Here is a 22,957-nt window from a genome sequence, read left to right as displayed (position 1 = left end):
AAGGATCTGCGACCGGGGACCTTGGTCACGCCACGATGAACTCAGTTCTTTTGCTCCGATGTGACATAGGGGAGCTGGAAAGTGGACTTTCGGCTCCTGCGACGCACCTACCTGCCGAGCGATCTTGGAAGTGCACCGACGGCGTGCTCGCTGCCACGCCGGCAACATCGCACACCAGGAGTAGCGTATGAGCGACACCCTTGCCCGGGCCACCAGCGACCGCCGCCAAGACCAGGTGGTCTGGCCGGACCCGAGCCCATTGGCCGCCTGGTGGGACAGCGTCATGAACACCGAGAAATCCTCGGCCCCAGCGGCTCCACGATTCGCGCGATGACCACAAATCCGTGCGAACGCACACGCGGTTATCGAAAGGAGCGCGCGATGTCGGCGAGAAAGCGGTGGAGCGATCTGAGCGAACGCAACCGCACGTTGATCGTGACTGCGAGTGTGGTCGATGGCATTCTCAAAATAGCGGCAGTATTGGACCTGCGACGCCGACCGGCAGAGCAGATCCGCGGCTCGAAACGCGCGTGGGCAACGGCGATCGTTCTGGTGAACTCCATCGGCGCGGTACCCATCGCATACTTCGTCTTCGGACGACGCGCACCGAATAGCGACTGATACGCCGCTGACCTCGAGCACCGCAATCCTCGACGGCTCGCGTAGGGAGGTAAGGATCACGTGCTGATCGTCGGCGCCCTCATGGCCCAGTCCATGCGGATCGGAACGGGATCCGACGGCTGATCGGCATCAGTCCGCGCGCACAATGTTCATGAGTCCACTCGGCGCGGTGCGCCCGCCTCCCCCGTGGCGACCAGGCCGAGTTCATGGCGACCTGGCAACACCCCGAAATGTCGGCGCGCAGTGGTGATCGCCAGATCCTGAACGGCGAAGCCGACCATGTAGAAGAAGTGGGGCGGTGCGGAATTCGACACGGTGATGCGAAAGTCGACGTCGCACGGGGACTCGGCGCGCACGCGCACCTTGGTCAGCGCGGGCTCTACCACGCAGTGCATGCGGACATAGGTGGGAACGAACAATCCGACGTGCACCGTCCCCTTCCGTGGGGCGGTGAGCTGGAGCCGAACGTCGAGGGTTTCGCCCTGTTCGATGACGTCCTCGGCGTAGACGAGGAGGTCCGGTGACTCGGGGACCTGGAACGTGACATCGCCGCAGCGCATACAAACCCCGCAGATCGTGTCGAGGGTGTAGGGCAACAGTCCGCGTTTGACGAAACGTTGCGCGGGGTTGCCGCAGTGACAGGTGAAGGTTTCCGGGTTCGGATCGATGCTGCTGCGATTACCGAAATATGCTGGGTAGCGCATGATTTCGGACTCGGGGTTCGCCGCGACATGACCGGCGATGAGATAGTCCAGCGAGGCGAGATCGGAAGCGAGCGCAGTGCGGATCACGGCGGGCGGCTGGTCGGCGAGATCGGTAGACCGCGCAGCCCAATCGTCAACTTTGCGAGCAAGCGTGGCCAGGCGCGGGCGGAGCACATGATTGTGCGGCAGCAGATGTCCGGCGAGCATCGACGTCAACCGCCGGCCGGTCTGCAGCACCAGCTCGTCGGGGGCCTTGACGGCAGGTGCCGGCGTCGATGATGCCGCGCCGGGCATTCCGAAGCGCATGAATGCCGGATACGGATGACAGTCCGCCAGACTGGCATTCAGCAGGATCACCGAGTCGGCTTCCCGTGGCGCGCCGTGAATCCAGGCGACATTCTCGGGACGAGCGGAGTCGTGGACCGACACCGCGGAGACGACGGTGCGGGCCGGACCATCGAGGGCATTGAGCATCAGCTGGTATTTCGGGTCGAACAGCGCCAGGTCCGGCAGCGGTCCACTGTTGCAGGCGCTGAGCACCACTTCCACCGCGGGGACCTCGTAGGCGGTGATCAGCTTGTCCGCGGGCTTGTAACAGGACCAGCCGTGTGCGCACCTCGGCTGGAATGCGCCGGGCTGGGCGGACACGTGCTCGTTGCGGCCACAGATGGTGAAGAAGCCCAGGTTGATGCTCTCGTCTTTGCCGTGGCCCTGGAAGACGACTCGGCGCCATCGACGGGTCAGGATCTCCGCGCGGATGTCCGCGCGGTCGAGATCACGGGTGTCGAACACGCGGACTTCGGCGGACTTCGGCGGACGGTCGGCGTCGGTGAACAGCCCGAACTCGGTTGTGCCGTGCGCGGTTTCGGCGTACTGCTTGGCAATGTTCCAGGCCAGCGAGTTCAGGTCGCGACCGCCGAGGAACGACAGGTTCATCGTGCTGTCGTGGCTGGCCAGTAGCAGCGGCCTGATCAGTGCCGACCGCAGCTGCGGATAGGCGCCGACGATGAGGACGGAGTTGTCCCGGTATGTCTCGAGGCCGTCGAGTAGTTCTTGGGCGGTGAGCCAGCGCCGCGCCAATGGCGCGGCCAGTGCCGCTAGGGATCGATCCATCTCCTGGGCTCCGAGGACAACCCCGTAGTCGACCGGGTCTGGCTGTCGGCTACCTGAGTAGAGAGTTTCGGCGAGTGCGATTCCCGCCTTCAGATCGTCGCGCTCCCCTGTCCAGACCGGGATGGGCGATTCGTTGTCGAGGAAATCATCGACGGCGACGGCATACTGTTCGAGATCGACGAATGCCGTGAATAGACCTGAGGTCACAGTGCCACCTCCGTGGCGTTGGTATCGATGTGTGATTCGAACAGCCCCCGGCACGCGTAAGCTGCCGCGAATGCCGCAGCGGCACAGGCGAAAGCGAGCACGAACACGCCGTGAGGTCCGACGAGGTCGATCAGGATGCCGCCGAACTGTTTGCCGACCGCGTCCCCGGCGATGGTGGCCGAGGTCGCCCACATGAACCCCTCGGCCAGCGAGTCCTGATCGGATAGCCGGCTACACAGCGACATCTCCGAGGCCGAGATCAGGGCGATCGGCGCACCCCCGATCGCGAGAGCGACCGCGAGGGAAACATCCGATGTGGTCAGACCGAGCAAGCCGATGCCGACCGCGAAAAGGAGTATCTGCCAAGGCAACCGCCGCCAGTCCTCGACGGCGGACTGCCGTTGCCCGAGCCAGATCGCCGCCACCGTGCTGCCGATGCCCCAGCACGCGAAGACCAGTGCCACGCGCTGGGAACCCGCGCCTCGGCCGTCGTGATCGAGGAAGGCCGGGATGGCCAGCGTCAGCATGCCGAGTGGCAGCTGACAGGCGGCCATGACACCGGCCAGCGCGAGTATCCCGCGATTGCGGAACGGAGCTCGAGGTCGGCCGTCGCGCTGTCGACTCGCGGTGTCCGCACCGGTCGTGACCGCGACGCACCAACTTCCGATGCCGCCGAGGATCACCACCACCGTCAGCGCGGCCCGGGCGGAGAACCCGGCCATGAGTACCGCGAAAATCAGTGGTGCGCCGATGATCAGCGCCTCGCCGAGCAGTGCCTCCCAGAGGTAGGCGATCTCCAGGCTCTCCCGGTCCCTGGCGAGACGGGCCCACAACCCACGGACGTAGGGCAGCACGGGGGGCTGAGTGACCCCGGCGGCGGCCATGAGCGCGAGTTGGGCCGGACCGGGCCCGGTCAGCCAGGTCGCGGCCACGACCAGGATGGGGAACACCGCGCCCGTGACGAACAGGGCAGGCCGATGATGCCGGTCGATCACTCGCGCGACCCACGGCCCGCCGACACCGAGTCCGACGGTGTAGCACGCGGAGCCGAGACCCGCGTAGCCGTAGCCGCCATGCTGTTCCCTGATCACGAGGACCAGGCCGAGTGCCATCAGGTACATCGGTAACCGGGAGACCACGCTCCACCATGCCGGGCCCGGGACACCGGGCGAGGTCAGGAAACCGAGGAAGCGGCGCAACGTACCGTCCATATCAAGAACCGTCACTCGGCCGGTCGCGGGTCGGCCGTCGGATAGGCAGGGCCCGAGAGCAGCAGCTCTTCGCCGCGAAAGTTTCGCAGCTGCATGCCTTCTCGGGTCAGCCGATGGTAGGGGCGGACGAGCGGGATCTTTCCGATCGTGGTCGTGACGACATACTGCGGGACACCGAACCCCGTGATGTGACCTTGCAGACCGTCCATGATCTCCAGGCCCTTGTCCACCGTCGTCATGAAATGAGAGACGCCGGTGACGTTGTCGCAGTGATAGATGTAGTAGGGCCGCACCCGAATTCGCAACAGCTCGGTCATCAATCGCCGCATGGTCGCCACGCTGTCGTTGATCCCCTTGAGCAGCACCGTCTGATTACCCACCGGGATGCCGTGCCGGAGCAGCCGGTCGACCGCGGCAGCCGCCTCCGCGGTGATCTCCTTCGGGTGGTTGAAATGCGTATTCAGCCACACCGGATGGTATTTGGCGAGCATCTCGCAGAATTCGTCGGTGACCCGCTGCGGCAGCAGCACCGGAAAGCGGCTGCCGATCCGGATGATCTCGACGCTCGGGATGGCCCGCAGCTGGCTGATGATGCCTTCCAGCTTGTCGTCCCGATAGGACAGCGGATCGCCACCGGTGAGCAGGACATCCCGGATCTCGGGATGCTCGGCGATATAACGCATGTCGTCGGCGAAGGACTCCCCCTCCCCGTCACGGAAGTAGCTGCCCTCGCGATTCGTCGTATGGAATTTCCGGGTGCAATGCCGGCAATACACCGGACAGGCCTCGGTGATCAGCATGATGACCCGGTCCGGATACTTGTGCACGATGCGGTTCGTCTTCCGGTAGATCGTGTCGCCCACCGGATCGACCTCGGCTCCGGGGTACTCGCCCATCTCGCTCGAGGCCGGAATCGCTTGCTGCCGTATCGGACAGGACGGATCGTCGGGATCCATGAGCGACGCGTAGTACGGGGTGACGCTCCACCGGTACTTCACCGTCGACTCGATGATCGCGGCCTCCTCCTCGGGCGTGACACGCACCCACCGGCGAAGCTTCGTGGCACTGGTGATCCGGTTTCGCATGTGCCATCGCGAATCCGACCATTCGGTGTCCGAAATGGCCGACCGTGTCAGCAAGTTGAGTTCGGGAATGGTCATGCGATGCTCCTCGGCCGGCCGCTCGCGCGACGGCCATGATTTGTGTTGTGCCACATCGGAAGAGGCGGTCAGCAGGAGTGTGCGTCCGGCCGATGGCAGGCAGCAGTGGGGAAAACCCCACCTTTCACCGAAAGTAGGGTCGGCGGTCGATCGTTCAAAAGATCGAGCTGAACCATCCTGGCGGGCAATCCGTTTCATCAACAGACAGGCACCAGCCGACCGGCACCGGTCGCCTCGGGTGCGCGGGTCGTGATCAGCGAACGGATCGGCGATGAGGCCGGATATGCGACTGCCCGAACGACATCCGGACTCGGGCCTGCTGCCCGACTTGGTGGGACGCGAGCATGAGTGCGCGGCGATGGAACACGCGCTGGACCGGCTCAGCCGAGGTTCGTCCGCGCTGATCGAGGTGATGGGCGACCCCGGCCTCGGCAAGACTCGGCTCCTCGGCGAACTGATGGCGCTAGCGGCGACCCGTGGTTTGCGAGTGCGCGCGGCGCAGGCGTCACGGAGTCGTCAGCACGTGCCGTTCGGCGTGCTGCTCGATGCGTTCACTGCTGAGGAGGCGACGCAGGGATGTCGGCGACTGGCCGCTGTCGACGCGCACGATCGGTACCTCCGCTACGAGGAAATCCGGTTGATGCTCACGGAATTGGCCACGCCGGGACTCGTGCTGGCATTGGATGATCTGCATTGGATCGATGAGCAATCGGCGGACCTGCTCACTCATCTCGTTCGCCGGCCACCACCGGGGCCGGTGTTGTTGGCGCTGGCGTATCGGCAGCGGCAGGCGCCCGGCCGGCTACGTGCCGCATTCGCGGAGACGCTCTCGGCAGCGCCGCCGATCCGCCTGCAATTGGGCCCGCTGAGCGAAGGGGAAGCCGATCGGTTGCTCGGCGGCCGGTGTAGTCCGTCGCTGTACCACGCCAGTGGCGGCAACCCGCTGTATCTAGATGTGCTGGCTCGCAACGTGATAGCGGCCAGGAACGGTGGTCCCGGCGCAGCGGGACGCGAGTACCCGGTGGCGATCGAGGCGGCAGTGCTCGCCGAATTGGAGACGTTGTCGCCGCCGAGTCAGCAGGTTGCCCGTGCCGCGGCGGTCGCGGGCGAGCTGTTCTGCGACGGTGCCGTGGCCGATGCCGGCGGCTTCGATCGGGACACCGTGTTGGCCGCATTCACGGAGATGGCCGAGCTCGATCTGATTCGGCCCGCCACCGGAAACCTGTTCGCCTTCCGGCATTCCATCGTTCAGTCGGTAATCTACGCCAGCACGAACCCGGCATGGCGGCTCACCGCCCATGCCAGAGTGGCGGCGGCGCTGAAACGCATGGGGCTCCCCGCGTCCGTGCAGGCCTACCACATCGAACGGGCCGCCGAGTTCGATGACCCGGAAGCTGTTGCGGTGCTGGAGGATGCCGCGTCCTCGGTCTCGGGCTACTCACCGGCGATGTCGGCCAGGTGGCTGTCGGCCGCCTTGCGGCTGCTGCCCGACACCGCAGTCGACCATCGAGCGCGGCTGCTACTCGACCTGGCCCGGGCTTTCATCGCGGCAGGGCGATTGCGGGAGAGCCGAGAGCGGCTACATCAGGTGCTCGCGCTGCTCCCGAGGGAGCCGACGAGCCGCCGCGCCGACGCCGTGGTGTTGTGCGCGACGGCCAACCGGCTGCTGGGTCGCAGGGCCGAAGGCCGAGCGTTGCTGACTGACGAAATCGCCACCCTCGCAACGGAACCAGCGGGCGAGCCGCGCGCATCCGCCCTCGCCGCATTGACGTTCGAACTCGCCTGCAACTCTTCTGCGGGCGGAGATCTCGCCGGGTGCCGCCTACCGGCGACGCAGTCACTGGCCGTCATTCCCGACCGAAACCGCCTACCGCTGCACGTCGCCGCGCATGGCCATGCGGCGGCGGCCGCAGCGGCCGCGGGAGCGGTGTCGACGGCGGCCGCGCACCTGGACGCCGCAGTTCCGCTGTTGGACAGCATGCTCGACGGCGCGTTGACCGAGCGCTTGGACGCCGCGCTGTGGGTGGCGCGCGGCGAGTTCCTGCTCGAACGCCCCACCGAGGCGCTGCGACATCTCGATCGCGGCCGCGGCCTGGCCCGCGATTTCCACCGCTATCTGGTCTTACCGGATCTGCTGGTCACCAGAGCACTGACCTTGCGCGATCTGGGTCGGCTCGCCGAGGCGGCCGAATGCGCGGGGGAAGCCGTCGAGCTCGCCGAGCTGACCGGTGGTCTCGAACAGCGGACCGCCGCGCTGGCCGCGCGATGCGCCATCGCCGCTTGGGCCGGTGACGCAGACGAAGCGATGCGAACAGGCGCCGCGGCGGTCGCGTGCGAGGTGGGCGGTTTGACGGCGGTGTTCGCGCGCAAAGCCTATGCCGAAGCCTGTCTCGCGATCGGCGACGCCGACCGGTGCCTGAGCCAGGTCACCGGTCTCGGCGGCCCTGACCTACCCGAGGTCGGCGCGTGGTGGCGGGTCGGCTGGTACGAAATGCTCACCAGGGCGGCGCTCGCCGCCGGCCGCCCCCGCGAGGCAGCCGAGTGGGCGCGACGCTGCCACCTGGCCGCCCAGCCGCTGCGGCTGGCCGGGCGCGGCGGAATCGCCGCACTTGCCCAGGCCCAGGCACTGTGCGCCGAGGCGGACACCGGCACGGCGCATGACGCGCTCGCCTCGGCCGGTCTGGTCCTCGACGCCGCGCGCGCTCGGCTGGTCGAGGGAGTCGCCCTTGCCCGATGTGGCGACGACGAGCAAGCAGCCGTGCGACTACTGGCCGCGCACACACAATTCGAGGCGTGCGGCGCGGCAGGCCTTGCCCGACAGGCGATTTCCGAACGCCGCAGGCTTGCCGCGCGCTCCCCCCGACGCTCCCCCGGCCAGCACCCGCACGGCCTTGCCGGACTGACGCGACGTGAGCAGCAGATCGCCCAGCTGGTCGGTGACGGGCTGACCAACGGCCGAATCGCGGCACACCTTCATGTCACGGAGAAAACGGTCGAAAAACACCTCTCCAACGTCTTCGCCAAACTCGGCGTCTCAGCACGCAGCCAGGTGGCCGCCGCCGTCGTCCTCGCCGCGCGGGCCAACTGAGCATGTCAATGACGGCGGCCCCAGCACATTTCGGCAACCAGACCACCGGCTGCCTGCCGTCGATCACCAGGGACGACACCGGGAAAACGCGAAAACCAAACGTTCTGAATACCTTTCACACCGCATTGACTGTAACCCGTTGCCGTACAGACAAGGTGGTGGACATTCAACTCGAACCCTCAGCCTCGGGTCTCGACTGGGCGCTCCTCGAAACACCGATATGTGAGCACGGGAGGGAACATGGGTGATGATCTCACCGGCCCGATGGCAGCGGAACAACCAGGGCCGCATGTGACGTGGGTACTGGTGGTCGACGGTTATCCGATCGTCCGCGAGGGCGTGCGGTGCGGTCTGCTCGAGGCAAACCGCTCGATTCGGGTCAGCGAGGCCGGCACCATCGAGAAGGCCCGGCAGGTGCTCGATGAGCACCGGCCCCAGGTAGTGGTGATGGGGAATCTGTCCGACGGCACGGGCGGCCAAATCGAGTTCATCCGGCACGTGCGTGAGCGGTTCCCCGAGGTTCGAGTCCTTGTGCTGTGGCACGTCCGCCTCGGTCATGTCACCCAAGCCATGCGGGCGGGCGCGCACGGATATGTGAGCAGGACAGCGACTTCCGCGGAACTTGCGCGAGCTGTCGCCGAGGTCGTCGATGGTTTCGTGATCCCGCCTGAACTCACCGCCGCTGTCATCGCACAATTCCGCGGCGCCGACGACAAGCCGCGGCTGACCGCGCGCGAACGGGAGGTACTGCGCTGCCTGGGGCATGGATACGACAATCGGGAAGTCGCGGACGAGCTCGGAATTTCGGTGCGGACGGTCAATCGGCATCTCGAAGCAATCCGTGAAAAAGTAGGAATCCGACGCCGCTCGCAATTGATGCGCATTGCCGAGCAATGGACGACTGGGTAAACGCACCCATTCGACGGTGGGACTTATTGGACGTTGTACCGCATCGGCCACTCTCCGATGATGAGGGGGGGCAGGAAATCCTGTCTCGAAATAATCCGAAAGGACAAATGAGCATGACAACACTCGAAGTGATATCGACAGTGTCCGCACAAGAAACCGGCGCGGAAAGCGGACTGGTTCTGCGGGACGCGACCGGCAGCTTGTATTTCATTCGGGAAAGCCTGCTGACCTCGCTGCGCGTCAAGGGCCAGGGGCTGGAGCGCCTGAACGAGCTGCTGGACGGCCGCACGGCCGGACCTGCCACCGCCGACCTCGGTTCCCACGCGATCGCTGGTATCAGCGTGTTCACCTACATCCGCAAGGAGGAGATCGACCAGATCGCGCCGCAGACCGCGGAGGAAATGGGCACATTCCAGCACAAAGCCCAGTTCCCGCCCACCACCATCATGTGCCCGTGGTTCTGCTGACACTGATCGAATGAAATGCCGAAGGGGCCGTTGCCGATAAGCCGGCCCCTCCGGCCCTGACGGAGGAGACGAACGTTGGAAAAGACATACTGCGGCAACCGTTATATTCACGATGCCGACAGTCATTTGATGGAGTCGCCCGATTGGCTGATCCGATACGCTGATCCGGAAATTCGCGCGCGGCTGCGCCCCTTGGATCTGCACGGGCACGAGGGACACGTGGACGGCCCGGCCGAAACGGGAGCCGAGAGTACCCCGCAGGCAGTGATGGCCGAGAAGAACTGGCGCGCCAAAGGCGCGTCGGATGCCGATGGCCGCGCCCATGCGCTCGACCTTCTCGGCTTCCGATCCCAGCTGGTGTTTTCCACCTACAGTCACCTCGGCCTGATCGATATCGACGGCGTCGCGTCGGACCCGGACGTGTTGTACGGCACCGTGCGGGCCCACAACCGGGGCATGATCGATTTCTGTCAGGATCCGCGGCTGCTGCCGGTCGGCTGGGTCGCACCCGATGTGCCCGAACGCGCTGCCGAAGCCTGCGCCGAGGCGCTCGAAATGGGTTGCGCCGCTATCGAAATGCCGACCTATCCGGTCGGCCCGCGCAGTCTCACCCATCCTGACCTGCACCCGGTGTACCAGATGCTCGAGCAGGCCGAATGCCCGCTGGTGTTCCATGTCGGCAGCGGCGGCCCCCTGGTACCGCGGGTCTACGCGAACAACGGGCTGACCGACGCCGACGGAAATCCGGGGCACCTCACGACATTGGCCGAGCTCACGTTCATCGGACTGTCGGTGCCGGTGGAACGAGTGCTCGCGGCGCTGATCTTCGACGGTGTCTTCGAACGGTTCCCTGGTCTGCGGTGCGGTGTCATCGAGCACGGCGCGATGTGGGTGCCCGGCTTTTTGCGGCGCCTCGATCTGGCGCCGTCCTTCGCGCCCCTCAGTCACGGGCAGCGGCTGTCGATGTCACCCAGTGATTATTTCCGCCGTCATGTGAAGGTCACTCCGTTCCCGTTCGAGGACGTCGGGACGCTGATCGCGGAGTGCGGTGCGGAGATATTCATGTTCGGCAGCGACTACCCGCACGATGAGGGCGGGCTCGACCCGCTCGGGCAATTCGAGCTCACCCTGGCGGAACGCAGCGAGGCCGAGCGAGATCGCTTCTATCGCAGCAACTTTGAAGCCTTGATGCACGCGCACGAGTTCGCGCCCGTCATGCGCGACCCTCAGGCAGCCCGGTCGGTGCTCGCGCGAACCGGCGAGACGGAAGCGGTGCTGCGCAAGAAGGCCCTGTTCCGACTCCTGGCCCGCCAGGCCGCCGACGGTGCGGAGATCACCGTCGCCGACGGCGACATCACCGGCGAGCTGCACATGCTCATGCAGCAGCATCGGCTGGAATCGCTGGACGAGGTGTCGGCCTGGATGAAGCACGAGCACATCACGGACGACACATTGCGTCGCTTCTTGGCCGACGGCGTCCTGATCGGACAACTCGGCAAGCTCCACCGTGGCCCGCTCGACGACGAAACCACAGCGCAAATCCAGATCTCCACCATCAGAACGTGGCGAGAGCGAAGCTAGGCAGACGAGGAGAATGGCATGTTCCGACTGGATCCCCATGTCGCACTGTCGGTTCAGTATCTGGACAACACGGCCTTCGGCAGTCCCATCACGGATCGCCCGAGCGAATCGGTCCGGCAGATCTTCGCACCGGTGCTCGAGCACACGCGTCGGCACGGGCGCGAATCGCTGATCAGCGCCGGACCCGGCCTGTTACGAAACGTGACCGCGGGCCGGGCCTTCGAACAAATCGCCCGCCGCACGGGGCGCAGCTGGCAGTTGCGCGACGAATTCCTCTACCCCGACCCGGCTGCGGTCTCGCCCCACCTGCTCACCTTCTACCATCGAAGATCCGGCGAGCAGCTCCGGCTACGGGTCGACGACTCCGCATGGCCCGAACTGCACAGCCTCACCGCGCATTTGGCCGGTGCGGGCGTCCAGCCCGACGACTTCGAGCCGAGCGCCAGGGCGCGCACGCTGTTCGACGCGCTGCGCCGGGCGGGGCTGCTCGTCGAGAACAGCGGAAATGGCGGTGCGGACAGCACCGGCACCGACGTGGAGCCGGACCTGACCTTCGTCGGGCACAACACCGTCGTGGTCCGATCCGGAGCCACCAAGCTGGTCATCGATCCGTTTCTCTTCTCCCGAAGTCCCGCCTTCCCGTCGTCCTATCAGCCGTACGCGCTCAGCGAATTCGGGCAGGTCGACGTCGTGTTGATCACCCACTCGCACCCGGATCATTTCGATCCGGCGTCGCTGCTCCGGTTCCCCACCGATGTTCGCATCGTGATCCCGAATACCGGGCCGGAGACGATCCTGTGCACCGACATGGCCCGACGGCTGCGCGAACTCGGATTCACCGACATCGTGACGATGGATTGGTGGACATCCCAGCGGTTCGGCAGTGCGACCGTACACGCGCTGCCCTTCTACGGTGAGCAGCCGACCGATGGGCCGACCCTGCACCCCGAGGTCCGCAATGCGGGCAACACCTATCTGATCGAAACCGAATCCTTCAGTGCTGCTTTCGTTTCCGACTGCGGGCGGGACGGGAGCGGCGATATCCGCACCGTCGCTTCGGACTGGCATCTGGCGAACGGGCCGGTAGACCTGGTTTTCAGCGGTTACCGCAGCTGGACCACCTACCCGGCACAATTGTTGTTCTCCTCGGTGAGCGGCTACCTGCCGTTCGTGCCACCCGAGCTGTGGGGTATGCGCTCGCGTCTGATGAACGATCCCGATGATGCGATCGATGTGGCCGAGCGGTGGGGTGCGCGGTATCTGTTTCCGTACGGCGACGGCGGCGCGCCATGGTACTGGTCCATCGGCCTGGGGCCGTGTCTGGACGGGCGGAGCTCCGCCGACGCCGAGGACGTCGACTTCGATCCCTTCCCCGAGCGGGTGGTCGACGCGGCGACCCGCCGAGTCCGTTTCGCCGGCTCGATCACGGGGCGCTCGGCGGTACGGGTCGGGGTGCTGCGGCCGGGCGACGCCCTGCGCGGCCTGCCCGCCGCGCCCGAATTGATCCGGGCCGCGGGTCACGCCTGGCCGTTCGGAACCAGGCAGGTCAGCAGCCCGGATATCGCTACTGATCCGGACGCAGCAGGTCGATCATCGTCGTGATCATGCCGCGTAGCGCGGGTATGTGCAGGCCGAGACCCCACCGGTTGCACTGAAAGTTCGCCGCCGCGGTGAGCCAGGATCGTTTCCCCACGGTCAGTTCACCGCGGCGCTCCACCGCGGTGAGCGCGTCGGCGGTCAGCCGGTTGTTCACGGTTACCTGTTGCAGGATTCGTCGTTCGCCGGGGTCGAGCGAGGCGATCAATTCGGGCGAGATCCGGGACAGGTGTCGAGCCAGATCCGGTGTGATCGGGTTCGGCACGACGTCGAGCGCGCTCGGTTCGGCCTGCGAGACAAGATCTCCCAGCCGACTCCAGACATCCCATACTTCCGCGGCGTCGTCGAGACTCAGCTCGAGCAGATTGTTCACCGCCGCCGCCCAGAAGCTATACCGGTCGAGAGTCATTGCCGCGGGCAGGGTTTCGTACGCGAGGAGCAGGCGCGAGTCGCGATCCCACTGCCGGTGCGCGATCGCCATCGCGGCGGGTCCGCCGAACCTGTGCTGCTCCGGTTCGTATACGGCGGGCCAGTATCCGGCGATATGCCCGTCGCCCTCGGCGGCCGCGGTCCAGTCCGACAACACCGGCGTCAGCGTCTGGTCGAGGTCGGGCCCGGCGAAACGGAGCCGCAGCCCCGGCCATTTCCGGACGAAGAAACACAGCTCGAAACGGTCCTCGCCGCGCCAAGTCTCGACCGCCGACGCCAACTGCGGCCAGGGCATGTTCGGACCGCCCGATCTCGGATCGGTCCTGATCGCGAGACGCATCTCCGACCATCGCGTCGTGCTATCCGATGCCGTCATCGTGGGTCACCACCCGCCAGTAGTCCTCGTCGTGCCAGGTCACCGCGAGCTCGCTCGCGTAGCGTTCACCGCTGTCCGCGCACGCGAGCCAGTCGCCGGGTTGTCCGTGCACTTCGATGAATTCGAGCGTCCGAGGGCGGCCGCCGATGCTGTGCCACAGCGCCGAGCACGCCAGCGGGCTGGCGGTGTCGAGGAACAGCGGCGGCGCTTCCGGATCGGATTCGATGACCGCCCAGGCGTATTCGGGAAGATCGATATCCTCGGCGCGGGCGCGCCATGCGAGATAGCGGTCGGCGTCGTCCATCGACAGCAGCTCCGCCACCACCTCCGCGTCGAGGTACCAGCGCGCCGGCGACAGCACCGCCGCCGAGGGGAGCTGGATCCGCGGCGAATACCCCGGCCCGATCGCCTCGGACAGCAGGCGACGGCACAGGAATTCCCAACCGTGCCCCAGCGCCAGACGGTGCAGCACGAAACCAACCGGGTCGGTGCCTGCGATGGCCGCAGCAGAGTTGTAGACCGGGACGAAACCACCGCCTTCGCCGTCCCGCAGCAAGGGCCGCGATTGGTGCCCGTCGCATCCAATGATCATGTTCAGCAATCGATTCGGCGTCTCGGGCGGTGCGCCGCCTCGGCCGGTCAACTCGGGGCGCACCGCAGTGTTCGGGGCGGCGGAATCGAAACCGGCCACTTCGAGCGGCCTGGCATGCGCCGGCCAGGTGTCATACCACTCCCGAATCGCCGCGCCCAGAACGGATTCGGCGAGCAGTGGACCGAAACGCGAGGCAAGGGCCATCGGCTGCGGTCGTCCCCATTCCACCCGCAGCGATCCGGTATCGGTCGTGGACAACACCACCACACCGCCGGGGCCCGGTAACGGTTCGGGCGACAGCAGCGCGGCGGGCAGGGTGTAGCTGGAACCCGCATCGGGCAACGGCCGCAGGCGTTCCCGCCACAGCCGTGCACTGTCGTGCCGATGCTGACGTAAGGTCGCGAGCGCCCCCGCCGCTATCGGATAACGCGTGACATCATGCCCCGACATCGCCAGATACGCTGTGCGACAGTCCCGGACGACATCGCCGACCGAACGTGGCGCGGCACCGGCGTCCTGCCGCCCGAGGACGAGGGTCATCGTTTGTGTGCGAAGCAGTTCCGGTCCGCCGTCGGCCGCGTAGTAGCCGAGGGTCTCGGCGATCGCCGTGCGCGCCGTGGCGATGAAGGGCGTCGCCCAGGTGGCGGTGAAGCCGGGACGGAAGTCGACCCGAATCGGCCATCGTGCGGACGTCAGGCGCACTCCGGCCCGCTGGGCGAAGGCACGCGTCTGCTGATCGATCGTCGTCAGCTGAGCGCGAAATTCGTCCAACTCGGCGACCGCCATACGCGCCGCGAGATGTTCACAGGATCCACGTAGCCGGGTGATCGTCTCCACCCACTGCACGCGGTCCTCGGCCAGCAGTCTGCCACTGACCTCATCCAACACACTCCACACATCGGCACCTGGGCGTAGAGCCAGATCGGGATGCAATGCGCCGCAATCGAAAAGCCGCTCGGCGGCAGCGACGAACAAGGACTCCGACGCCACGCCGTCGCGCTCGGATGGGGACCGATCGACGAGTCGAGCCAACACCGGCAGAATAGGCCTCGCAGCTCTGTCCGCGTACGCGTCGAGCACCGCCGTCGTCGCCGAATCCGTTGGCAGCGCAACCCATCCCGCATCGAGTCGATCGGCATTCCAGCTATGCCAGCCGTCGGCGTCCCGGTGCACGCCCGGTGCCAACCGCACCCTGGTTCGCCAGCGATACCGCGGCGTTCGGCTCATGGCGTTCAGCACCGCCTGAAAGACGGAGAGGTCAACGGTGACCCAGTAGCGCGGCGTCGCTCGGCGCAGGGTGAGCGGCGATATCCGATCGTCGGCGCGGTCGGATCGCTCGGCGCGGGTGACCGGCACGACGCCCGCCCACAACCCGTGCGGTGTGGGCCGGGTAGCCGCGCGAACGAGATGACGAAAGATGGCGAATTCGAGGCGCGCCAACCGGGTCGGGACGCGCACGGCGTCGGGAAGCTGCTGGCCCGCTCGGGCGAACGTTTGCAGTTCCCCCTCCCATAGCGCTGACAGCTCCGGATTCGCCAACAGCAGCGCCTTGCGGAAATGCGGTGTGGAGGCGGCGATCCGCAGTATTCGGCGCTGGTCGTGTGTTGCCGCCGCATACTCGCCGACGAAACAGGCCCGCAGTTCGCGCAACCGTTCCCGCGCTCGCTGCTCTTGGGCCAGAGCGTCTTTCAGGTCGGTATCGATACCCGAGCCGTCCGCCACATTCGGTAGTTCGCCGAGGCGATCGAGCGTGTCCACGGTGCCATGCACGCGGCGTTTGATGTGCAGCAGCACTCTTCTGGTCGAGGTGTCGGCGGCGCGCGGTACCGCGCGGTGCAACAACTCGACCAGATTCGCGCGATTCGCCTCGATCGCACGCTGCGCGGCGGCCACCTCCCGAGCGGCGCGCACCAATTCCGCGGCGGCAAAAGGCAACAGCGTCTCGGCGGGCAGCGCCGCACAACGCAGCACCGCCTCGGGGAACACCTGAATCCGGGTAACCAACCCGCGACCTCCCATGCCACCGTGGTCGGAATATGCGCGGGGAACCGCGATCACGACGGCGGCGCACTACATCAGCTTGCCCCGCGGCGGCGAAGCCGAACCAGGCCCGCGATTACCCAAATCTCATGGGCAGAGCTGGTCACCTACTGCGCGCGCGGGCTGCCCGAGCGCCGTTGATGTTTCAGTCACGTCGGATGGTGAGGTTTGCTGGAGTAGGTGGTCGGCATCGGTGCCGGCGAGGTTGCGGCGGATGGCGACGACGACGGGGTGCTCGGGTGCGAAGGTGCGGGTCGCGATGGACAGGGCGCGGTGCTGGTATGCGACGGCTTCGGCGTGACGTTCTTGCTGGTGTAGGAGGGTGGCGAGATTGTTGGTGAGCAGCGCGATTTCGGGGTGCTCACTCCCGAGTAGGCGTTCCTTGATGGTCAGGGCTTGCCGGTAGTGGCGCTCGGCGGTGTCGGTGTCGCCGAGTGTCTGTTCGATGGCCGCGAGGTTGTGGAGCTGGACGGCGATCTCGTACTGGCGCGGTGGGCGGGCGGCCCGGCAAATGGCCAGGGCCTCGTGCAGCAGGGTGCGGGCCTCTTCGTGGCGGTCCTGGCCGGCCAGAGCGGCGGCGAGGACGGCGAGGTCTTGAGCGAGATCCACCGGGTTGGTATGTGATCCACTGCGGCGGGTGTCGACCGCGCGGCGGGCATGGGTTTCGGCGTCCAGGTAGTCACCACGGGCGTGGGCGAGTCCGGCCAGATTGTGGCTCAGGGCGGCGAATTCGGCTGGGGTGGCGCCTGTTTCGTCATAGAGCTGCCGGAGCCGGGCGTACTGCTGTGCCGCTCGGTCGAAGGCGCCCAGCTCCTTGGCGGTGATGCCGAGCTGAGTGAGCACAGCGGCCGGCAACGCACCGCCGGCGGCCTCGGCCAACGGCCGCGCCCGGCCGAGGGCATGCTCGGCCTGCCAGTAGTCGCCAGTGCGGCGATGGCAATCGGCCAGCGCCACCAGGACCCGGGCAAGCAGCCGGTCCCGCTCTGCGGTCTCCGGTATCTGTTCGAGCCATCGCGCGGCGTCGGCCAGATGCGCTGTCGCGGCCGGGTATTCGGCGCGGTCCAGCTCGATCCCGGCCACCGTCAGCGCCGCCTCGGCATCCAGCAGCGTGGGCCCCGACGAGGCGGCCCTGGCCAGCCGCAGTGCGCGGCGACCGTGCCCGACCGCCTCGTCGAGATCACCTTTCGACTGCCAGTAGCGGGCGAGCTGCAACCGTCGCCGGATACACCCCGCCCGCCACCGATACCGAATCGACATCACTACCGGACCCGTACCGGCTCACAGTGATTGGCCGCAATTCGGTCGACGATGTCGGCGACGGTGGGGCTGAACAGTGTGGTCAACAGCCCACTGACTCCCACCGTCGACATCAGGAGCCGAATGACACTACTCATGACGTGTTTCCTCTCAGATTGCTTGCCCCGCTATAAGGTTCGCAACGGCTCGCAATGGTTGACCGAGATTCCGGCGGCGGCCGGACCGATCAGCGCGGCCAACAACCCGCTGACTCCCGCTGCCAACACCAACAGCCGATTGATACTTCGCATGACATACTTCCTCTCGGATTGACTTGCGCCGCTACAGGGTTCGCAACGGCTCGCAATGGTTGACCGAGATCACGGCGGTAGCCGGAACGATCAGCACGGCCAACAACCCGCCGATTCCAGCCGCTAACACCAGCAGCCGATTGATATTCCTCATGACATATGTCCTCTCGGATTGAATTGCGCTACTACCTACTTCGCAGCAGCTCGCAGTGATCGACTGCGATTCGTTCGAGGATTGGCTCTCGCCGCCGGCCTCAGCAGCCGATTGGTGTTCCCAATGACGTGTCTCCTCTCGGACGGTCTTCCGACTCGGCCTGCCGGTCGAGAACCGCGCGACTAGGTGTCGCCCGATTCCGCCGGTTGCGCGGATCGAACCAATTGTCAGGACTCAACGATCTCTGCAAAAGCGATTCACACCTGACCCGGTCCATGAATGTCGGTCATGGGTTTCCGGATCGATGGCGAGATTCATTCCGTCACTTCGGAACGTGTGCCCAGAGCTCAGTCTTTCCGCCTCGTGCCGCCGGCCATAGGGTCCTACGGTATGCCCGACCGAGTCGTTCGGCCCCACCCGTGGCGCCTGGGCGTCGGTCAGAATCCGAATGAACCGCTCGGTGGCCGCTGGGGCGAGGGAGCCGAGGGATTCGGTTGCGCAGGGGCGGGATTGGCCGGTGCGGGATTGGCGGACCCCTGATGCGGTTTCGCGCCCGCGAGCGGGGCGCCGCCGACGGTGACCGTGAGGTCGCCTTGGGAGAACGCTTGGCAACCCCAGGTCACGTGATAGAAACCGGCGGGGACGTCGGTGTAGGTGACAGTTGCCGAGGCGTGTGGTGGCACGCGCAGCGTGACGGTGTCGAAGTACACCGGCCCGGAGGCGTGCGCCGAGCAGGTGGTGGCGTCGATGTCGTTGTCCTGGAAGGTGAACGTCAGCGTGTTGGTACCGGGTGTCGCGACCAGTGGCACCACCGCCGCGGCAGTTCCGGCCCCGAACAGCACCATCGCCGACGTGGCGACTCCCAGGACAATCGATCCGGCATACGCCCTCATTTGCTGCATTTTCATCCGATCGGAGAAATGGATTATTCGAGATCGTCGCAGCTCGATCATTGTTGGGCTGCAATCGGATTCGACGGTACGCGCCCTGAATTCGGCGTGGTGTCCGTCGTTCGCCCGACACCACGACGCCCACCGAGCCCGCCTGGTAGATCTACGGTCGAAAACCGTTCGGTGTCGGGCGAACAACGGATACCGGGCGATAGCCGACCGCTCCTACACTTCGGTATACCTTGTGCCCCTCTTTCTTCCGTGCACGGGGCACCGGAAATGACGGATACGATGGGTGGGTCGGATGATTCGCGGCGATATCGGGGAGGTTCGACGGGATTTCCCGATGCCACCTCCGCCACCGGTCGCGCGCCTTTCCAGAGCGATGCTGGTTTTCCTGGTCGCGTCGGCGCTCATGCTGACCAGCAGTGTGGTGGTCGTCTTCTTGAGTCCGCATACCACCGGTGGACCCGCGCACGCTCCGGGAACTGCTCAGACGCCACAGCAGTCGGAGTTCAGCGCCGCCCCGAGCAGGCTGGTGACCAAATGCGGGAGGGTCCCCACTATCCGGCCGGTCGAATACCGCACCGACAGTGGCGGACTCATCGTCAAGATGGAGATCAAGGCGACCTGCCCCGGCGGCGATATCGTCTCTTCGGACCGGATGCGCATCACCGTGACCACCAACGGACAGACGGTGGCCTCCGGATATTTCGACTTCGCCGATGCGCCGATGTATTTGCCGCGCACCGACACCTCGGTCGGCGGTATCACGATAACGCGGGAATTCGAGTATCCGGTCGGCAGCTTCTGGCGGTTACCGAATTCGCTCGGCACGTCATCGGGCGCTTCGGGTGTCACCGCCACGGTGATCGCATCCGGTGACCAATTGGTCGAATGTGAGGAACAGAGCCGAGGTCACGCTCCCGACAGCGCCGAGATACCCGCCACGTCGACTGTGAGCAGCCCGCTCGCCGCCACCGCTGCCGCGCCCCCGTCGCGTACCGATACCGAAGCCGCGAGTCTGGACGCCCTGCGCGCTCAGGCCGAGGCCGATCGACCGTTCGTCGCATCAGGTCTCGCCGATCGGTGGGTCGCGCAGCTCTCCTCGAAACGTCCTGGGCTCGTCGCGCCCGATGTGGACGGACGGATAGTGCAGTGGAACGCCACCGAAATTCTGAACCAGCATTTGCGATTACGGCTGATGTATCCCGAAGTGCGGCTGGTGTGGAGCGACGAGTGGCGCACCTTCGACCTCGCGGGTTGGTGGGTGACGATCGCCGGTGTCACCTTTGCCGGTCCCGACGCCGCGAATGGCTGGTGTGACGGCCACGGGATCGCCGTGGACGAATGCTTCGCCAAGCTGGTCAGCGATACCCGCGATTCGTCCGGCACCACCAAATACCGCCGATAGCAGGGCAGTGGAGGAATACTGTGCACACATCCGCACCCGCCGGACCGCCGCCCAGTGGCGCAACCGCGATCACGGCGGCGATCCTGGCACTGCTCGGCGGTCTCGTCGCACTGCTCGGTCTCGTCGCGTTCCTGGCCGCGGCCGCACAGGTCGGCATGGACAACGCGCTGCAGATGTCGAGTTTTTTCGGCCCGCAGTGGTGGCGGCAGCTGGTCGTCGGCGGTGAGATCAGCAACGCTGTCACCGCTTTGCTGCTCCTCGGTGGCGCGGTCCAACTGCTGCGACACAAAATGGCCGGTCGCACCATGATCATCTGGGGTTGCCTCGTCGTCATTGCCGGGAACATCATCGGCTGGATCGCCGCGCAATCGACGAGCAGCTCGTTGCGCACCTCGCTCGACGATTTGACCCAGGGCACGGATGCGAGCGAACTCGACTCGGCATTCCGCAACGCGGCGCTGATCACCGGCGGGCTTGCCCTTGTCCTGCTGGCGTTTCCGGTACTGACCCTGTTGCTCGCGGCCGCGCGGTCGACGCGCACATGGTGCCTGGCCGGGCCTTATCGACCGGCATATCCGGCTACCGGTCCGTACGCCGTCGTATCGCCGCCGCGGGCACCCGCCTTCCGTTACCCACCGGTCCCGCCGCCCATCGCGCCACACCCGGCCCCACGGGTCGACCTGCGCAAAGCCCCGGCAATCACGCCTTTGACAACCTTGCTCAGCGACATCCCCCTTGCCGATCGCGTGCGCGACGGCGCCGCACTGACACTGTTCATCGGCGCACTGTTTCTCCGATGGAACCGCGACGTCGCGCTGTCCGCCGGTGACGGCCCGGCCTACCTGCTCGCGCTGATCGTGCTCTCGACCGCCCTCGCGATCGGTGCGGTGGCATTGCCGTATCTGTCCAAGATCGGCGCGCTCGGTGTCGTCGGCGGCATCGCACCGATACGTACCCTTCGAATACTCGCTGTCACACCGTATCTGGTTCTGCTCGTGCTGCTTTCGATCACCGATCTGATCGCCGCCGGATACTTCCTCGATGCTTCCGCGCCGCAGAATCCCGGCGTCGGACCGGCCGTGTGGTGGGGGGCGGCGGCGGCGATTCTCGCTCTGCAACCGCGAGCCGCCATCCCGGGGAGTGGTTCGACGCGACCGTGGTTGGTTGTGCTGCGACCTGCGATATGGGTTGCGGCCGGGTTGAGCTTGTGCTCCGGCCTGCTGGCGCTCGCCGCTCTCGCGGTCGACACTGGGGCGCAAGACATCTCGCAGCGGACGGTGCAGGCTGTGGCGTTCGCGCTGACGTCGATGCTCGCGGTCACCGTGGCCACCCTTGCCGGTGCGGGGCTGCGGGTGGACTTCGGGGCATGGCGGCTCACTGTCGCGGCCTACGGTTCGACGGCACTCGCCGCGGGACTCCTGGTCTCGCATTCAGCGCATGGCGGGGTCGAACGATTCGGCAGCGGTTGGTATTTCGCGCTCACGGCGTGGTGTGTCGCGGCAGCCGCCGCGTTCGTGGCGGGTGGTGCGCCGTTCGATTCGGAGGACGGCACGCACGCCGGCTACACCTGGCTCGTGGCGGGACGCAATACGCTGATTATCGTCGGGATCTGGACGGTGGTCGACGGTTTCGCGACGGTGCTCCTGTTCGCGTTCGGATTGACCGAGGTTGTCGCCGCCGTGGTCGTCGCGGTCGCAGCGGTGCTCGCCGGTGCGGCGGCATTCACAGGGGCGCAAGCGATTCGGGTGCGGCGGCAACCCGGTGTCGATCCGCGGCCGTCGCGCGAAGTCGTACTCTGCTGGTGCGGCGTCGCAGTCATCGGCACCGCCGTTCGAATGATCGGGCAGGCGCTGGCAGGCGGTGTATCGGTCACCACGGCGGATCTGGTGGTCGCAGGCTTGCCGATCACCGTTGCCGTCGCGATCGTGGCAGCCGGCCCGGTCCGGGATCTGTACGCCGGAATCCCGTTGTTCGCCGGTGCTCTGGAGATACCGGGGGCGACTCGAGCACCCGGTGCGAACCCGGAATGAGGGGACGTTCGCGCCTGCGAATCCCGACGATCGAGGTGGGGCAGCGATGTCCCCGGCATACCTATGCGGGGATGCTGGTGTGGTTGGATCCAACCTCGTACAGGAAGGCAGGGAATGCACATTCGGAGGACAGCAATCGGCGGTACGGCGGTGCTCGCCGCGGTCACCGCGCTCGGTATCGGCACGGCCGGTCCGGCGACCGCGGCATCCGCGAGCTTCGCCACCATGACGACCATGGGCAGCATCTGTCTCGGCGGAGTCAACAGTTATGTGTGGAACCACGGTGCGGGCGGGGTCCTCGGCGGCCAGATCGCCTTCGATCTGTGGACTCCCACACTCGGCCAACCGTGCACGGTCGCGGTGTCGGTGAACTGGCGAAATCTCGACAGCGGCGCGAACGGCGCCTTCACGAGTGTGGTCACCGGTAACGGATCCTTCGAATCCCGCTCGCAGCAGTTCGAATTGCCCACCGGCCCGGGCCGGGTATCTCTTTCACTCACAACGGATCGGCCGCACATTCCCGTGGCAGATACCGAGATCAGCGTTCCGTGACCCACGGTTCTGCCGTCCAGCGCCCGCCGTGTGCGGCCTCCCGCGATGCGGGCCTGGCGGCAGAACCGGACATCGTCCGACTGATCGGAACGCCGGAACCGAGACGCCAAGGGACATAGCCATTACCCCGTTCCAGGGTCGTTCGACACCGGCCGAATGACTTTCGCCCCTTTGCACAGCGCAGCGCGCAACGGCACAGTAGATCCGTGTCCGTGGTAGCCACGATGTTGAAGTCCAGAGCACGCACCGGGTCCCTTTACTCCCCCGGTTCGAGTC

Annotated in this window: 20 protein-coding genes; 10 read left to right on the top strand and 10 right to left on the bottom strand. The window is 66.3% G+C overall.

Annotated elements, in window-relative coordinates; all coding sequences use genetic code 11:
* Nucleotides 1-187 precede the first annotated feature (187 nt).
* Entirely contained in the window at nt 188-334 is a 147-nt protein-coding gene (locus ABZ942_RS19460; protein ID WP_357383796.1) for a hypothetical protein, read from the top strand.
* Nucleotides 335-381: 47 nt separating this feature from the next.
* Nucleotides 382-621, top strand: coding sequence for a PLD nuclease N-terminal domain-containing protein (locus tag ABZ942_RS19455; RefSeq protein WP_357383794.1), 240 nt, complete (start codon nt 382-384; stop codon nt 619-621).
* Between the two features lie 149 nt (nt 622-770).
* On the opposite strand, the gene ABZ942_RS19450 is transcribed toward ABZ942_RS19455, so the two are convergent.
* Genes ABZ942_RS19450 through blsG form a run of 3 tightly spaced genes read right to left on the bottom strand, consistent with a single transcriptional unit; the run spans nt 771 to nt 5,016 of the window.
* Nucleotides 771-2,645 carry a hypothetical protein gene (locus ABZ942_RS19450; protein WP_357383792.1) on the bottom strand — a complete coding sequence of 625 codons (1,875 nt, stop codon included), beginning with the start codon at nt 2,643-2,645 and terminating at the stop codon, nt 771-773.
* Entirely contained in the window at nt 2,642-3,856 is a 1,215-nt protein-coding gene (locus ABZ942_RS19445) for an MFS transporter (RefSeq protein ID WP_357383790.1), read from the bottom strand. The genes ABZ942_RS19450 and ABZ942_RS19445 overlap by 4 nt, the downstream gene beginning before the upstream one ends.
* An 11-nt stretch (nt 3,857-3,867) precedes the next feature.
* On the bottom strand, nt 3,868-5,016 hold the full coding sequence (blsG, locus tag ABZ942_RS19440) for an arginine 2,3-aminomutase (RefSeq protein WP_357383788.1): 1,149 nt from the start codon (nt 5,014-5,016) through the stop codon (nt 3,868-3,870).
* A gap of 271 nt (nt 5,017-5,287) precedes the next feature.
* Between blsG and ABZ942_RS19435 the strand changes: the two genes are divergently transcribed.
* The 5 genes from ABZ942_RS19435 (at nt 5,288) to ABZ942_RS19415 (ending at nt 12,663) form a co-directional block, all read left to right on the top strand.
* On the top strand, nt 5,288-8,104 hold the full coding sequence (locus tag ABZ942_RS19435) for an AAA family ATPase (RefSeq protein ID WP_357383786.1): 2,817 nt from the start codon (nt 5,288-5,290) through the stop codon (nt 8,102-8,104).
* A 240-nt stretch (nt 8,105-8,344) separates the two neighbouring features.
* A complete protein-coding gene (locus ABZ942_RS19430; protein WP_357383784.1) occupies nt 8,345-9,013 on the top strand; it encodes a response regulator transcription factor in 669 nt (222 codons plus the stop codon).
* A gap of 26 nt (nt 9,014-9,039) precedes the next feature.
* Entirely contained in the window at nt 9,040-9,480 is a 441-nt protein-coding gene (locus ABZ942_RS19425; RefSeq protein ID WP_357383782.1) for a hypothetical protein, read from the top strand.
* Nucleotides 9,481-9,609: 129 nt separating this feature from the next.
* Nucleotides 9,610-11,061: an amidohydrolase family protein gene (locus ABZ942_RS19420; protein WP_357383780.1), complete on the top strand. Its 1,452-nt coding sequence runs from the start codon at nt 9,610-9,612 to the stop codon at nt 11,059-11,061.
* 18 nt (nt 11,062-11,079) lie between these two features.
* Nucleotides 11,080-12,663 (top strand): MBL fold metallo-hydrolase, encoded by a 1,584-nt coding sequence (locus ABZ942_RS19415; protein WP_357383778.1) that lies wholly within the window; start codon nt 11,080-11,082, stop codon nt 12,661-12,663.
* Here the strand turns inward: ABZ942_RS19415 and ABZ942_RS19410 are convergent.
* From ABZ942_RS19410 to ABZ942_RS19380, 7 genes are all read right to left on the bottom strand, one after another.
* Nucleotides 12,626-13,381 (bottom strand): thiopeptide-type bacteriocin biosynthesis protein, encoded by a 756-nt coding sequence (locus ABZ942_RS19410; protein ID WP_357383776.1) that lies wholly within the window; start codon nt 13,379-13,381, stop codon nt 12,626-12,628. The two genes, ABZ942_RS19415 and ABZ942_RS19410, sit on opposite strands and share 38 nt — an antisense overlap.
* Before the next feature lie 64 nt (nt 13,382-13,445).
* Nucleotides 13,446-16,073, bottom strand: a complete 2,628-nt coding sequence (locus ABZ942_RS19405; RefSeq protein ID WP_357383774.1) for a lantibiotic dehydratase — start codon at nt 16,071-16,073, stop codon at nt 13,446-13,448.
* A 108-nt stretch (nt 16,074-16,181) separates the two neighbouring features.
* Nucleotides 16,182-17,351: a tetratricopeptide repeat protein gene (locus ABZ942_RS19400; RefSeq protein WP_357384557.1), complete on the bottom strand. Its 1,170-nt coding sequence runs from the start codon at nt 17,349-17,351 to the stop codon at nt 16,182-16,184.
* 2 nt (nt 17,352-17,353) lie between these two features.
* The gene (locus tag ABZ942_RS19395; protein WP_357383772.1) at nt 17,354-17,488 is read right to left on the bottom strand and encodes a hypothetical protein; all 135 of its coding nucleotides are present in this window, start codon (nt 17,486-17,488) and stop codon (nt 17,354-17,356) included.
* Nucleotides 17,489-17,518: 30 nt separating this feature from the next.
* Nucleotides 17,519-17,641 (bottom strand): hypothetical protein, encoded by a 123-nt coding sequence (locus ABZ942_RS19390; protein ID WP_357383770.1) that lies wholly within the window; start codon nt 17,639-17,641, stop codon nt 17,519-17,521.
* Nucleotides 17,642-17,672: 31 nt separating this feature from the next.
* On the bottom strand, nt 17,673-17,795 hold the full coding sequence (locus tag ABZ942_RS19385) for a hypothetical protein (RefSeq protein ID WP_357383768.1): 123 nt from the start codon (nt 17,793-17,795) through the stop codon (nt 17,673-17,675).
* A 437-nt stretch (nt 17,796-18,232) separates the two neighbouring features.
* Nucleotides 18,233-18,688 (bottom strand): hypothetical protein, encoded by a 456-nt coding sequence (locus tag ABZ942_RS19380; RefSeq protein ID WP_357383766.1) that lies wholly within the window; start codon nt 18,686-18,688, stop codon nt 18,233-18,235.
* Nucleotides 18,689-19,031: 343 nt separating this feature from the next.
* On the opposite strand from ABZ942_RS19380, the gene ABZ942_RS19375 reads away from it, so the two are divergent.
* The 3 genes from ABZ942_RS19375 to ABZ942_RS19365 all read left to right on the top strand — a co-directional run bounded on the left by ABZ942_RS19375 (nt 19,032) and on the right by ABZ942_RS19365 (nt 22,681).
* Nucleotides 19,032-20,099 (top strand): hypothetical protein, encoded by a 1,068-nt coding sequence (locus ABZ942_RS19375; RefSeq protein WP_357383765.1) that lies wholly within the window; start codon nt 19,032-19,034, stop codon nt 20,097-20,099.
* Between the two features lie 20 nt (nt 20,100-20,119).
* Nucleotides 20,120-22,129, top strand: a complete 2,010-nt coding sequence (locus ABZ942_RS19370; RefSeq protein ID WP_357383763.1) for a hypothetical protein — start codon at nt 20,120-20,122, stop codon at nt 22,127-22,129.
* 114 nt (nt 22,130-22,243) lie between these two features.
* Nucleotides 22,244-22,681 (top strand): hypothetical protein, encoded by a 438-nt coding sequence (locus tag ABZ942_RS19365; RefSeq protein ID WP_357383761.1) that lies wholly within the window; start codon nt 22,244-22,246, stop codon nt 22,679-22,681.
* The last annotated feature ends 276 nt before the right edge of the window (nt 22,682-22,957 follow it).

Origin of the sequence: Nocardia sp. NPDC046473 (assembly GCF_040645995.1) — a bacterium.
GTDB lineage: Bacteria > Actinomycetota > Actinomycetes > Mycobacteriales > Mycobacteriaceae > Nocardia.
The sequence above is the reverse complement of the archived record's forward strand: the minus strand, read 5'-3'. Positions and strand labels throughout refer to the sequence as shown.